General features: G+C 68.6%; 17 protein-coding genes and 1 tRNA gene. 12 read left to right on the top strand and 6 right to left on the bottom strand.

Translation table 11 applies throughout. The features are described 5' to 3' along the window. Positions 1-25 precede the first annotated feature (25 nt). Positions 26-439 (top strand): phasin family protein, encoded by a 414-nt coding sequence (locus JTJ31_RS08140; RefSeq protein WP_207538129.1) that lies wholly within the window; start codon positions 26-28, stop codon positions 437-439. 169 nt (positions 440-608) lie between these two features. On the opposite strand, the gene rho is transcribed toward JTJ31_RS08140, so the two are convergent. From rho to JTJ31_RS08160, 4 genes are all read right to left on the bottom strand, one after another. Beyond that, on the bottom strand, positions 609-1,883 hold the full coding sequence (gene rho / locus JTJ31_RS08145) for a transcription termination factor Rho (RefSeq protein WP_207538130.1): 1,275 nt from the start codon (positions 1,881-1,883) through the stop codon (positions 609-611). A 112-nt stretch (positions 1,884-1,995) separates the two neighbouring features. Then, positions 1,996-2,469: a hypothetical protein gene (locus JTJ31_RS08150; RefSeq protein ID WP_207538131.1), complete on the bottom strand. Its 474-nt coding sequence runs from the start codon at positions 2,467-2,469 to the stop codon at positions 1,996-1,998. A 2-nt stretch (positions 2,470-2,471) separates the two neighbouring features. After that, positions 2,472-2,921, bottom strand: a complete 450-nt coding sequence (gene hemJ, locus JTJ31_RS08155) for a protoporphyrinogen oxidase HemJ (protein WP_207538132.1) — start codon at positions 2,919-2,921, stop codon at positions 2,472-2,474. Further along, a complete protein-coding gene (locus JTJ31_RS08160) occupies positions 2,918-3,418 on the bottom strand; it encodes a D-glycero-alpha-D-manno-heptose-1,7-bisphosphate 7-phosphatase (protein WP_207538133.1) in 501 nt (166 codons plus the stop codon). Before JTJ31_RS08160 ends, hemJ begins: the two co-directional genes overlap by 4 nt. A gap of 48 nt (positions 3,419-3,466) precedes the next feature. Here JTJ31_RS08160 and hisB point away from each other — a divergent pair, with 48 nt between their 5' ends. The 11 genes from hisB to JTJ31_RS24965 all read left to right on the top strand — a co-directional run bounded on the left by hisB (position 3,467) and on the right by JTJ31_RS24965 (position 10,624). Beyond that, a complete protein-coding gene (hisB, locus tag JTJ31_RS08165; protein WP_207538134.1) occupies positions 3,467-4,066 on the top strand; it encodes an imidazoleglycerol-phosphate dehydratase HisB in 600 nt (199 codons plus the stop codon). Further along, positions 4,066-4,431 carry a DUF2628 domain-containing protein gene (locus JTJ31_RS08170; RefSeq protein ID WP_207538135.1) on the top strand — a complete coding sequence of 122 codons (366 nt, stop codon included), beginning with the start codon at positions 4,066-4,068 and terminating at the stop codon, positions 4,429-4,431. Before hisB ends, JTJ31_RS08170 begins: the two co-directional genes overlap by 1 nt. Further along, positions 4,428-5,075, top strand: a complete 648-nt coding sequence (hisH, locus tag JTJ31_RS08175; protein ID WP_207538136.1) for an imidazole glycerol phosphate synthase subunit HisH — start codon at positions 4,428-4,430, stop codon at positions 5,073-5,075. The genes JTJ31_RS08170 and hisH overlap by 4 nt, the downstream gene beginning before the upstream one ends. After that, positions 5,063-5,638 (top strand): GNAT family N-acetyltransferase, encoded by a 576-nt coding sequence (locus JTJ31_RS08180; protein ID WP_328805705.1) that lies wholly within the window; start codon positions 5,063-5,065, stop codon positions 5,636-5,638. The genes hisH and JTJ31_RS08180 overlap by 13 nt, the downstream gene beginning before the upstream one ends. Beyond that, positions 5,635-6,360, top strand: coding sequence for a 1-(5-phosphoribosyl)-5-[(5-phosphoribosylamino)methylideneamino]imidazole-4-carboxamide isomerase (hisA, locus tag JTJ31_RS08185; protein ID WP_207538137.1), 726 nt, complete (start codon positions 5,635-5,637; stop codon positions 6,358-6,360). Before JTJ31_RS08180 ends, hisA begins: the two co-directional genes overlap by 4 nt. An 89-nt stretch (positions 6,361-6,449) precedes the next feature. Further along, complete coding sequence (hisF, locus tag JTJ31_RS08190) at positions 6,450-7,223, top strand: imidazole glycerol phosphate synthase subunit HisF (protein ID WP_207538138.1); 774 nt, start codon at positions 6,450-6,452, stop codon at positions 7,221-7,223. After that, positions 7,223-7,729, top strand: a complete 507-nt coding sequence (locus JTJ31_RS08195) for a phosphoribosyl-ATP diphosphatase (RefSeq protein WP_207538139.1) — start codon at positions 7,223-7,225, stop codon at positions 7,727-7,729. Before hisF ends, JTJ31_RS08195 begins: the two co-directional genes overlap by 1 nt. 55 nt (positions 7,730-7,784) lie before the next feature. Beyond that, positions 7,785-7,875: transfer RNA gene (locus tag JTJ31_RS08200), tRNA-Ser, on the top strand. Between the two features lie 236 nt (positions 7,876-8,111). Then, positions 8,112-8,687: a 3'-5' exonuclease gene (locus tag JTJ31_RS08205; RefSeq protein ID WP_207538140.1), complete on the top strand. Its 576-nt coding sequence runs from the start codon at positions 8,112-8,114 to the stop codon at positions 8,685-8,687. A gap of 369 nt (positions 8,688-9,056) precedes the next feature. Continuing rightward, complete coding sequence (locus JTJ31_RS08210; RefSeq protein ID WP_207538141.1) at positions 9,057-10,001, top strand: tripartite tricarboxylate transporter substrate binding protein; 945 nt, start codon at positions 9,057-9,059, stop codon at positions 9,999-10,001. 8 nt (positions 10,002-10,009) lie between these two features. Next, positions 10,010-10,624, top strand: coding sequence for a GAF domain-containing protein (locus JTJ31_RS24965; RefSeq protein WP_268957017.1), 615 nt, complete (start codon positions 10,010-10,012; stop codon positions 10,622-10,624). Positions 10,625-10,630: 6 nt separating this feature from the next. On the opposite strand, the gene JTJ31_RS08220 is transcribed toward JTJ31_RS24965, so the two are convergent. Together JTJ31_RS08220 and JTJ31_RS08225 are read right to left on the bottom strand one after the other, a co-directional pair. After that, positions 10,631-11,989: an amidase gene (locus JTJ31_RS08220; protein WP_207538143.1), complete on the bottom strand. Its 1,359-nt coding sequence runs from the start codon at positions 11,987-11,989 to the stop codon at positions 10,631-10,633. Then, positions 11,989-12,678 (bottom strand): cyclase family protein, encoded by a 690-nt coding sequence (locus tag JTJ31_RS08225; protein ID WP_207538144.1) that lies wholly within the window; start codon positions 12,676-12,678, stop codon positions 11,989-11,991. The genes JTJ31_RS08220 and JTJ31_RS08225 overlap by 1 nt, the downstream gene beginning before the upstream one ends. Positions 12,679-12,731: the final 53 nt, after the last annotated feature.

The raw sequence follows: 12,731 nt of genomic DNA on the forward strand, positions 1-12,731 counted from the left end.
AGCTTCACCCACGAAGGAGAGCGCGATGTCGGGCTTCAACATGAACGAGATGATGAAGGGCTTTGGGCAGATGCAGATGCCCGACATGCAGGCCCTGGCGGAGGCGCATCGGCGCAACCTGGAAGCTCTGGCCGCCGCGAACCGTGTCGCAATGGAAGGGGCGCAGGCCCTGGCCCGGCGCAACATGGAAATCCTGCAGCAGACCATGACGGAGATGACCGAGGCGGCACAGCGCCTCGCCTCCGCCGAGGCATCGCCGCAGGCCAAGGCGGCGCAGCAGGCGGAGATGCTGAAATCTGCCTATGAGCGCGCCGTGTCGAACATGAAGGAGATCGCCGACCTCATCCAGAAGAGCAACGGCGAGGCGGTCGGCCTGCTCAACAGGCGCTTCACCGAGGCGATGGAAGAGGTAAAGACGCTTATGAAGCCGGGCAGCTAAGGCACTCGGCGCTCACAGGCGCACCCGCTGACGTTCATCCGGCCGCAACGCGGCCGGCGCGCGGCTCAGAACCATCCCGGCCGCACTCCTTGTCTGAGGCGCGCAAGCCAAGGCGGCGGAGCCGCCGCCCGGCGCCTGAGGGCAGGGAAATAACCTGAGCGCTTCGCGCTCAGGTGTTCATTGCATCGAAGAAGTCCTGGTTGGTCTTGCTGTACTTCAGCTTGTCCAGCAGGAACTCCATCGCGTCCTGCGTTCCCATTGGGTTCAGGATGCGGCGCAGCACCCACATCTTGGACAGCGTGCCGCGATCCACCAGCAGCTCCTCCTTGCGGGTGCCGCTCTTGGTGATGTCGATCGCCGGGAAGACGCGCTTGTCGGAAAGCTTGCGGTCGAGGACCAGCTCCGAGTTGCCGGTGCCCTTGAACTCCTCGAAGATCACCTCGTCCATGCGGCTGCCCGTGTCGATCAGCGCGGTGGCGATGATGGTGAGGCTGCCGCCTTCCTCGATGTTGCGCGCCGCGCCGAAGAAGCGCTTCGGGCGCTGCAGCGCATTCGCGTCCACGCCGCCCGTCAGCACCTTGCCGGAGGAGGGAACGACCGAGTTGTAGGCGCGGCCCAAGCGGGTGATGGAGTCGAGCAGGATGACGACGTCGCGCTTGTGCTCGACGAGGCGCTTCGCCTTCTCCAGCACCATCTCCGTCACCTGGACGTGGCGCGTCGCCGGCTCGTCGAAGGTGGAGGCGACGACCTCGCCGCGCACGGTGCGCGCCATGTCGGTCACTTCCTCCGGCCGCTCGTCGATCAGCAGCACCATGAGGAAGACATCGGGGTTGTTGGCGGTGATGCTCTTCGCGATGTTCTGCAGCATCACCGTCTTGCCGGTGCGCGGCGGCGCGACGATCAGGGCGCGCTGGCCCATGCCGATGGGGGCGATCAGGTCGATGACGCGATGCGTCATGTCCTTCATCGGCCCCTTTGCCACGCTCTCCACCTCCGGGTTCTCCATCTGGAGGCGGCGGTTCGGGTAGAGCGGGGTGAGGTTGTCGAAGTTAATGCGGTGGCGCAGCGCTTCCGGCTGCTCGAAATTCACCGCCGTCACCTTCAGCATGGCGAAGTAGCGCTCGCCATCCTTGGGTGCGCGGATCTGACCCTCGACCGTGTCGCCGGTGCGGAGCCCGAAGCGGCGCACCTGCGCCGGGCTCACGTAGATGTCGTCAGGTCCAGGGAGGAAGTTGGCCTGCGGCGAGCGGAGATAGCCGAAGCCGTCGGAAAGGATCTCGAGAGTGCCATCGCCGTAGATGGCCTGGTCATTGTCCGCGAGCGTCTTGAGGACGGCGAACATGATGTCCTGCTTGCGGAGGACGGAGGCGTTCTCGACACCAAGCTCCTCGGCGAAGGCGAGGAGTTCGGGCGGCGTCTTGGCCTTGAGTTCGGAAAGGTGCATCGGGTGTCCGGAATGGGGATGCGGGCGGCGGACACGGCAGGCCCCGCGGGGCTGTGACGCATCGGCGGCGGACGGAAGGGAGGAGCCGGCGCGGAGCGACGGCCCCCCGAAGCTAGGCAGGGCGCCGCCCCGCGTCAACCGGCAGTCGGCGGGAAACCAAGAGCAGGCCCATCGCCATGCCGAGCGCCGACGCCTCGGGCGGCGCATTGAGGGCGAGTTCCAGCGCGATCACGGTGGCATTGAACCCGGCATGGAGAGGGAGGGAGGCGCGCAGCACCCCGTGGCGGGCGGCGAAGCCCGCCAGGGCGGCGTGCAGCGCCACGGAGGCGATCCCCCCGGCCCAGGCGCCGCTCTGCCAGACCTTGAACCCGCCCTCCAAAAGGCCGAAGCCCAGCCCGACCGGCATCCAGGGCAGGCGGAACCATGCGACGCAAAGGCGCTTCGCTCCCTCCTCCATCACGGGCGCGACCAGCACCGCCATCAGCGGCAGGGTGGGGGCGAAGGCGGCGGCCAGCGGCAGGAGCGCCAGCTCCGCCGTGAAGGACATGAAGAAGGCGGCGGCGGAGGCGGCAGCGGCGCGGCCCACGGTCAGAACGGTTTCGCGATGACCATGGTGACGATGACGATCAGCAGCAGGGTCGGCACCTCGTTCAGGAAGCGCCAGCCCCGCTCCGTCAGGGGCCGGCCCCCGGCCTCGAAAAAGCGGCGCTGCCGGGCCAGCAGCATGTGGAAGCCGGTCATCAGCAGGACGGAGGACAGCTTGGCGTGCCACCACCCGGCCCGCCAATCCACCACTCCAGGGGTGAGCACCAGCAGCAGCCCGAACACCCAGGTGGCGATCATGGCCGGATTCATGATGGCGCGCAGCAGGCGCCGTTCCATCAGCACGAAGCGCTGGTGCTCCGTCCCACTGCCTTCGACCTGGTGGTGGTAGATGAACAGGCGCGGCAGGTAGAACAGCCCCGCCATCCAGGCCACCATGGAAATGACGTGCAGCGACTTGGTCCAGGGATAGGCGGCCGCCAGGAAGTCGCTCATCGGCCGAGGATTCCCGCCACGAACGCATCCAGGTCCCCGCCGGGAAACAGGTGGCCTGGAATTTCCGCCGCTGCGGCGGCCTGGAGGTCGGTCTCCCGGTCGCCGATCAGGAAGGAGCCCTCGCGCTGGAGGGGGAAGAAGCGCAGCAGGTCGAGAATCATTCCGGGTCCGGGCTTCCGGCGCGGCGATTCGCGCCGGTAATGGCCCAGCCCCGCCTCCGGGTGGTGCGGGCAATGGGCGAAGGCGGTGATGCGCCCCCCGGCCTCCCGCGCCAGGTCGCGCAGCCACAGGTGCATCCCTGCCACCTCCGCCTCTCCGTACAGGCCGCGCCCCACGCCGGCCTGGTTGGTGACGACGCAGATGGTCAGCCCGGCCTCGTGCAGGCGACGCAGCGCGGCGAGGGCGCCGGGGATCAGGCGCGCCTCCTCCGGGCGGTGCGGATAGCCGGTATCCTCGATCAGCACGCCGTCGCGGTCCAGGAAGGCGGCAGGTCTCATCGCCCCTGTGTAGCCATCCGGCCGCGCCGGGACTAGACAACCCAGGCCATGCAGCCCCGCCAAGCCACCCTCTCGCGCCGGACCGCCGAAACCGAGATTTCCGCTCGCCTGTCCCTGGACGGGACGGGCGAGGCGCGCATCGCGACGGGCATCGGATTCCTGGACCACATGCTGCACGCGCTCACGCGCCACGCCCTGCTGGACCTGGATCTGGAGGCGAAGGGCGACCTCCATATCGACTTCCACCACACGACGGAGGATTGCGGCATCGTGCTAGGGCAGGCGCTGCGCCAGGCCCTGGGCGAGAAGCGCGGCATCCGCCGCTATGGCCATTCCATCCTGCCCATGGACGAGGCGCTGGCCGAGGCGGCGCTGGACATTTCCGGCCGGCCCTTCCTGGCGTGGTCCGTGCCCTTCGCGCGCGACAAGGTGGGGGAGATGGACACGGAACTCTTCGAGGAGTTCTTCCGCGCCTTCGCCTTCAATGCTGGCATCACGCTGCACGTGACGCTGAAGGCCGGCACCAACGCGCACCACGTCGCGGAGGCCTGCTTCAAGGCGGTGGCGCGGGCGCTGCGCATGGCAGTGGAGCCAGACCCGCGCGCAGCGGATGCCATTCCCTCCACCAAGGGCGTTCTGGAGGCCTGATGCGGAGCTGGACCCTGCACCTGCCGCCTGAGGGCGCGGCGAAGGGCCCCGTGCTGTTGCGCGAGGGCTTTTCCTGGGGCGCCTTCCTGTTCGGTCCCTTCTGGCTGTGGTGGCACCGCTGCTGGCTTGCCGGGCTGGCAGTGTTCCTGCTCCTGCTGGCGCTGAACTTCGTGCCGGGACCGGCGGGGCTCGCCCTGCTGGTGGGCGCGCAGCTTCTGGTCGGGCTGCATGGGCGCGACCTGCGCCGCTGGACACTGGAGCGGCGCGGCTGGCGCCTCGCCCATGTCGTGCTGGCGCGCGACGAGGAGGCGGCGCTGGCGCGTCTCTTCCGCAAGGCGCCCGCCGTGGCGGAGCTTTGGCGATGAGGCGCGTGGTCATTATCGACCCGGGCTCCGGTAACCTGGCCTCGGTCCGGCGGGCGGTGGAGCACGCGGCGGATGCGCCGCTCCAGGTGGAGCTGGTGCGCGAGGCCGCGGCGCTGCACGGGGCGGATGCGATCATCATGCCGGGACAGGGCGCCTTCGCCGCCTGCCGGGCCGGGCTGGATGCGCTCGAAGGCATGGTCGGCGCGCTCTACGAGGCGGTGCGAGTGCGTGCGACGCCCTTCCTCGGCATCTGCGTCGGGATGCAGCTCCTGGCCGAGCGGGGGCTGGAGCACGGCGTGACGCCCGGCCTCGCCTGGCTGCAGGGCGAGGTTGCGCCCATGGACCCGCGTGGCCCGGAGGGCGAGGCGCTGCCCCTGCCGCAGATGGGCTGGAACGGGCTGGACTTCGCGCCGGGCTCGCACCCGCTCCTGGCCGGTCTGGAGCCGGGCGACCACGCGTATTTCGTCCACTCCTATGCCTGGCGCGGCGCCGCGCCAGGGCGGGTTCTGGCGACCACGGATTACGGCGGCCCAGTGACCGCCATCGTCGGTGAGGACAACATCGTCGGCACCCAGTTCCACGTCGAGAAATCCGCCGCCACCGGCCTCACCATCCTGCGGAACTTCCTCCAGTGGCGACCGTGACGCACCGCCTCGCGGTCGATAGAGCCGAGTCGCTTGACCCGCACGACCTCGCCGCACTGTGTGAGGCGACCAACGCCGCCATCATGGAGGGCGGTGGATTCGGTTGGGTGGAGGCGCAGAGCCGCGCCGCGCTGGAACGCCATTTCCGCGGCGCGCTGCTTGTGCCCGAGCGCGAGCTGTTCATCGCGCGGCTCGATGGCGAGGTGGTGGGCTCGGCGCAGCTGGTCCGGCCGCCGCGCAACAACGAGGCGCAGGCCTTCAGCGCCACCCTCACCCACGCCTTCATCGCCCCTTATGCGCGCGGCCACGGTCTCGCGCGGCTCCTGGTGCGGCGGCTGGAGGAACGGGCGGCGGCACAGGGCGTGCGGGTGCTGAACCTCGACGTCCGCGCCACGCAGGAATCCGCCATCACCCTGTTCGAGGGGTTGGGCTATACGCGCTGGGGCACCCATCCCGCCTATGCGCGGGTGAACGGCCAGACCGTCTCGGGCTTCTTCTACTATCGCCTGCTGGAAGCGCCGCGCGGCCGCTCCACCGAGGCGGTGCTGGGACCGATCGAATGAGCTTCACCCTGTATCCCGCCATCGACCTCAAGGGCGGGGAGGTGGTCCGGCTGCGGCGCGGCGCGATGGAGGAGGCGACGGTCTTCTCCGCCGACCCAGGCGCCCAGGCGGCGGAATTCCAGGCGCATGGCTTCCCCTGGCTGCATGTGGTGGATCTCGACGGCGCCTTCGCCGGCCGCCCTGCCAATGCGGAAGCGGTGTCCCGCATTCTGGCCGCCACGGAGGCGCCCGTGCAGCTTGGCGGCGGCATCCGCACCCTGGACACGGCCCGCGCCTGGATCGAGGCGGGGGTGGCACGGATCATCCTCGGCTCGGCCGCGGTGAAGGATCCGGGCTTCGTTCGCGCCGCGGCGCGGGAGTGGCCGGGCCGCGTCGCGGTGGGCATCGACGCGCGCGACGGCATGGTGGCGACCGAGGGTTGGGCGGAAACCAGCGACCTTTCGGCGCGCGACCTGGCGCTGCGCTTCAGCGATGCGGGCGTCGCCGCCATCATCTTCACCGACATCGCGCGCGACGGGATGCTGGGCGGGGTGAATGTGGAGGCGACGGCGTCGCTGGCGCGCGAGGTGCCCGTGCCCGTCATCGCCTCGGGTGGCGCGGCGTCACTCGACGACATTCGCGCGTTGAAGGAAACGGGCGTGGTGGCGGGCTGCATCCTCGGCCGCGCCCTGTATGATGGGCGCATCGCTCCGCGCGAGGCTCTGGCCCTGGCCGCTGCGTGAAGTTCCTGACTTGACCCCGCGCGCGCGAGGTTCCATCTCGCGCGCCCCGGACGTCCCGTCTGACCTGGACAAGCGTGGAGATCATCCCGATGGCGCTGGCGCTCCGCATCATCCCCTGCCTCGACGTGAAGGACGGGCGCGTCGTGAAGGGCGTGAACTTCTTGGCGCTGCGCGACGCGGGCGACCCGGTGGAGCAGGCCGCCGCCTATGACGCGCAGGGCGCGGACGAGATCACCTTTCTCGACATCGCCGCGACGCACGAGAACCGCAACACGATGCTGGACGTCGTGTCGCGCACCGCGTCGCGCGTCTTCATCCCGCTCACCGTCGGGGGCGGCGTCCGTTCGGTAGAGGATATCCGCAAGCTCCTGCTGGCCGGCGCCGACAAGGCGAGCATCAACAGCGCCGCCATCGCCGACCCCGCCCTCGTGACCCGCGCGGCGGAGGCCTTCGGCTCGCAATGCATTGTCGTCGCGGTGGACGCGAAACAGGTGCGCCCCGGCCATTGGGAGATCTTCACCCATGGCGGCAGGCGCGAGACGGGAATCGAGGCGGTGGGCTGGGCGCGCCGCATGGCGGAGGCAGGGGCGGGGGAGATCCTGCTCACCTCCATGGACCGTGACGGCACCAAGGCCGGCTTCGACCTTGACCTGCTGCGCGCGGTGCGGGCGGCGGTGCGCGTGCCCGTCATCGCCTCGGGCGGGGTGGGAACGCTGAAGCATTTCGTGGAAGGCGCGCGCGCCGGGGCGACCGGGCTGCTGGCCGCCTCGGTTTTCCATGATGGGATTTTCCGCATCGCGGAAGCCAAGGACGCGTTGAGCCGAGAGGGATTCCCGGTTCGCCGGGCAAGGGAGGCCGCTTGATGGCCAAGACCGAGAAGAAGAAGGCCGCACCGAAGAAGCCGAAGCTCCCACTGCCCGAGGGCGTGCCCACCGTAAAGGCGCATATCCCCAAGGCGGTGCGCCGGGCCGAATCCGCCCACCTCACGCCGCTGCCGCCGCGCGGCGAGGGAACTGCGGCGGTACTGCAGCGCCTGTGGGACACGGTGGAGCAGCGGCGCATCGCGGGCGATGCCGCGACCTCCCACTCCGCGCGCCTCCTGAAGCGCGGCACGCCCAAGGTGGCGCAGAAGCTGGGCGAGGAGGCGGTCGAGCTGGTGATCGAGGCCGTCGCCCGAAACCGCGAAGCCACGATCGGCGAGGCGGCGGACGTGGTCTATCACCTGCTGGTCCTGCTGGTGGATGCCGGCATCCAGCCGAGCGAGGTCTGGGGCGAGCTGGAGCGGCGCGAGGGTCTTTCGGGCATCGTGGAGAAGGCGAGCCGGCCCAAGGCCCTCCTCGCCATCGCGCAAACCACAAAGCTGCCCTGAACCCCTCCCAGCCGGCTTGCCGCGAAGCGCGAGCCGGCCTAAGAGACCCGCCGCGGGACAGGTGGCCGAGTGGTCGAAGGCGCGCGCCTGGAAAGTGCGTATAGGTCAAAAGCCTATCGTGGGTTCGAATCCCACCCTGTCCGCCAGATCAATCGCTCCGCCCTGGCTTTCTTTCGGTCCCTCAGAAGGGAGCGTTGAGCATCCCGGCTTTCGTCCCAACGCTCCCAACCACGGCCAACGTGGCTCCTTCGGACACCAGTCACGTCAGGGACGTGTTTTGTTTGGGCCGCCGTCGTCGGGCAGTTGGAAGAAAGATGGCTGAGCGTAACAGTGCGACGGGACCGGGATGCGATTGCATGATGCAGCCTGGGTGGATGAGGGTATGATGGTTGATCGCCTGGACGGGCTGGACGAGGTGGTGGTGTTCGACACGGAGACCACCGGCACCTCGCGCGAGGACCGGGTCGTGTCCCTCGGCATGGTTCGCCTGTCGCCCGAGTTGGAACTGATTGACAGCCTCCATCTGGTCTTCAACCCCGGACGGCCGAGCCACCCCATGGCGCAGTCGGTCCACGGACTGAGTGATGCCTATCTGCGTCGGCAGGACCCGTTCGAGCGCCACGCCGAAGCCATCCTCGATTTCAGCCGGGGTGCCGTGCTGGTCGCTCACAACATGTCCTTCGACTGGCGGATGATGGGCCAGGAGTTCGAGCGGCTCGGGCCAGGGGGCTTCGACCCCCTGGCACCACGCTATTGCACGGTGCGGGGATGGCGGGCACGGCACCCGGGCAAGCGGGGCAAGCTCGACCTGGTGCTGGCCGAGATCGGGCTCAGCCGCGACGGGCAGACCCATGGGGCCTATGAGGATGCGGTGCTGGCGGCACAGGTGCTGCGCCACCTGCATGGCCGGGCCTGCTTCGGGCCCGTCCGCCTCATTCCGCCCAGCAACGAGCGGTAAGGGACCGAGGATTGGACGGGATTGAGCGGCGCTGAGTTGTGCTGGCCACCGATGGCCGCCTCATGATGGCGCCCCTTCAGTAAGCGTGGGCGGTAGAGCTGACTGGTAATCATGAGAGGCGCATCCAGCGGCACACCGCGCCTCGTGGAAGTCCGGCCGCTCGCTTTTGATTGGCCCGGGTTCTGCTGCGCACGAGGCTCCAGCCCATCCGCGAAGGATCAGCTTGAAGCCGTTGCGCTTCCTGCGCCGTAGCACGGCCCATTCGGGAAAACCATGCTTGCATCGTCCCAGGAGGCAGGTAGAATTGGTTACAAGCGGTAGGTAATTGCCGCGACAGCGCCGTCGCACTCCAATCGCCTGGAGGCTCACATGCTGCTTCGCAGATTCCTCGCCCTTGCCCTCTCACTGGCTGCGCTGCCAGCAGTCGCGCAAAGCTTTCCGGACCGGCCGATCCGGCTGATCGTCCCGGTGGGCCCTGGCGGCGGCACTGACGTCTTTGCCCGCAAGCTGATCGGCGGATCGCTTGGGCAGCCGATCATCGTGGACAACCGCGCAGGCGGCAGCGGCACCATCGGCACGCAGGCCGTGATCGATGCACGCCCTGATGGCCACACGCTCGGATTCGTCTGGAACACGCCGCTCACGGCGGCACCGCATACGCTGGGTGCGCGCTACACACTCGACAGCTACACGCCGGTGATGCGCGTCGGCTACTCCCCCTTCGTGATCTGCGCGCAGCCCGACTTCCCGGCAACGAATCTGCAGGAGATGATCGCCAATATCCGCGCCAATCCAGGCCGCTACACCTGGGGCAATGAGGGGATGGGCGGCGTCATGCACCTCGGCGTCGAGCGGATCTGGCGCCACCTGGGTCTCGACCTCACGGCTGTCCCGTTTCAGGGCGCCGGGCAAACCCTGCCCGCCTTTCTCGGCCGGCACATCACCTTCTACGGCGGCTCGCTCACCGGTGCGATGCCGGCCGTTCGCGCCGACACCGCAAAGTGCCTGATGCTGACCACAGCCGAGGCCTCTCCCGCTGCACCCGGCAGTGCCGGCCTTTCCAGCATCGGCCTGTCCGAGATGGAGGTGACCATCTGGTGGGGCCTCATCGCTCCGAGGGACATGCCGGCCGACCGGCTGGAACGCATCCGCGATGCCTTTGTCACGGCCGCACGACAGCCCCAGTTCGCAGAGCTGATGGCAAGCCAGGCTGCGGTGATGCGCATCGATACCGGCGAGGAGTTGTCTCGTTCCATTCGTGCCGAGCACGAAGCTTTGGGCACCATCGCCCGCGAACTCAACCTGCTGAAATAGGACGAAAGATGACCGATGCCGCCGGGCTGGCGCAGGAGACTGTGCTGGCTCTTTCCCGCGTGGCTGCCGAAGGAGCCGCCGCGTCAGGGCCTGAGGAGGCCCTGTGGGCCATCACGCGGACGCTTCCGGCGATACTGGGGGACCGTGCGGCGGCGCTATCCCCCCGCGCATTTCGTGACGAGGAGCCTCCCGCAGTAACCACTGCCTGCGCTGTCTTTTTACGCATGCCCGACAACGCGCATCACCTGATTGCCGCGCCGGTGAACTTTCCTCCCGAACAGCATCACGAGCTAGTCGATATCGGCCTCGGCCATCCGGGCCATGTCGCCAATACGCGGCGACCCATGGTGCTGCATGACACCACGCTGCACGCGCAGTTCGTGAAGATCCTGCAGGCCTTCCGTGCCGGGTCCTCCATGTTCACGCCCATGCTCTGGCAGGATGAGTCTATCGGCGTGATCATCTGCGCGAACGCCGCTCGCGGCACCTTCCGCGAGCGCGACCTGGCGATGCAGACAGCTTTCGCTGGCCTGGCCTCAGCGCTCTTCATGGCGCATGGCGGACCGGCCTGGCTGGCCGGCATCGACACCAGCCGCCTGCCGGTCCGAAGGCAGGGGAACTGAGTTCGCTCAGCCAGGGGCGAGGCGCTGCCAGGGCCGCAGCGCCTCGTAGTCCTCGGCGAGGTCCAGCAGCGTCGCCTCACCGTACGGCGCCCCGATAAACTGCAGGCCGGTGGGCAGCCCGCCAACCGGACGCGAGGGGACCACCACCGCAGGCAGCCCGGCCAGGTTCACAACCGTCGAGTAGAGTGCCGCCGCGCGCGGGCCCACGGAAACGCCATCCACCGTCTCTGGGCCCGGCTTCGAACGGTCCCAGGGCAGGACGGCAGCGGAGGGCGTCACAACCACATCCACCTCTGCGATCCAGTCCGTCAGCTCGGCGCGCAGCGCCGCGACGCGATCCAGCGCGGAGACGTAATCCGCTGCCGTCAGCCGGAGCCCGGCCTCGGCCTGTGCACGGATCGTCGGCGTCACGAGGTCCTGCCAGCCACTGTGGCGCGACACCACGCGCGCGACGCCGGCGGAGGCAAGCGTGCCGAACAGATTGCCCACTTCCTCCGTGTCCCAGGGCGCAGGCACTTGCTCGACCGAATGGCCCAGCTGCGTCAGCGCCGCCAGCGCATCATGGAAGGAGGCGCGGATGCCTGGGTCCACGGGTGCCGCGCCACAGGCAAGGATGGCGCGGATGCGCATTCGCGCTGAAGCCGGCTTGGCTGCGCGAGGCTCAGCGATGACCTCAAGCACGTTTCGCAGGTCGCGGACGCTGCGCGCGATCGGGCCGATGACCTGGAAATCGTTGGCGAGCGGCGGGAATCCCCAGCGCCGTGGCACGCGACCAACGGTCGGCTTGATCGTCGCGACGCCAGAATGACCGGCGGGCCGGCGCAGCGACCCGCCCGCATCCGTCGCAAGGGCGACGGGGCCCATGCCGCTGGCCACCGCCGCAACGGCGCCACCACTCGATCCGCCGGGCTGCAGGGCTGGCGCCCATGGATTTCCCGTGGAGCCGAAGAGAGGATTGTCCGTAAAGCCCGCCAGGGCGAGTTCCGGCGTGTTGGTCTTTCCGAAGATCACCGCTCCTGCCGCGCGCAGCCGCGCGACGGGAATGTCGTCGCGGGGAGCGACATGATCCGCGAAAAGCCGGCTTCCCCAGGTCGCGCGCAGCCCGCCGACGAAGAGATTATCCTTCACCGTCAAGGGCACGCCGTCCAGCGCGCTGAGCGGCGCGCCTGCCTGCCAGCGCAGTGTGCTCGCGCGCGCGGATGCGCGGGCATTCTCCGCATCGAAGGTGACGATGGCGTTCAGGGACGCGTTCAGCGCATCGGCGCGCGCAAGGCACGCCTCCAGCGCTTGGAGGGGCGTCAGCGCGCCCGTCCGGTACGCATCCGTCAGATCCGCCGCATCGAGCGCCCAGGCTTCTCCAGACATCAATCAAGCCAGGCGACGGCGCGGATCGGGCTGCCTGTGCCGCCGCGAATCTTCAACGGGAAGCCGATGAAGCGGAAGCGTCCCTTGCCGACGAGCTTGTCGAGATTCACGAGCCCCTCGACATGGGTGAAGCCCATGTCGCGGCAGACATGGTGCACCTCGAAGTTGCTGCGGCCCGGACGCCCCGGGCTGACCGCCTCCACGCCGAACATGCCAATGCCCCGATTGCCGAGCCAAGTCGCACTTTCCTTGGTCAGGCCCGGGAAGTCCGTGACGTAGCCTTCCGTGCCATAGGCGCGGCGATAGAAGTCCATGTGCAGCAGCACCATGTCCTTCGGCTTGATGGTGACGCCGGCCGCTTTCTCCGCCGCCTCGAGGTCCGCGATGGAGATGTCGCTCTTGAGCGGCTTGTGGGAGAGGTCGAGGCAGACGGCTTCGGTGAAGAAGGTTTCCAGCGGAAGCTGTTCGATCGACTTGGCGCCCGGTCGCTCGTCGAAATGAACCGGTGCATCGACATGAGTGCCCGCGTGGTCGCCCATGTGCAGCACCATCGTCGCGGAGGAGAACTCATAGCCGTCGGCCACGCGCTTATGCTCGTGGGTGCTGAAGGGGTAGACCTCGATGGAGGGATGATTCGGAAGCCGGGCCATCATGTGGTGAATCTCGCGGCTCAAGTCGATCAGTTGCATGTCACCCTCCACCTGCGCTGATATGATTAACGACGGTAAGCAAAACGATACAC

The sequence above is a fragment of the Sabulicella rubraurantiaca genome, from assembly GCF_017355885.1.
Lineage (GTDB): Bacteria > Pseudomonadota > Alphaproteobacteria > Acetobacterales > Acetobacteraceae > Roseococcus > Roseococcus rubraurantiacus.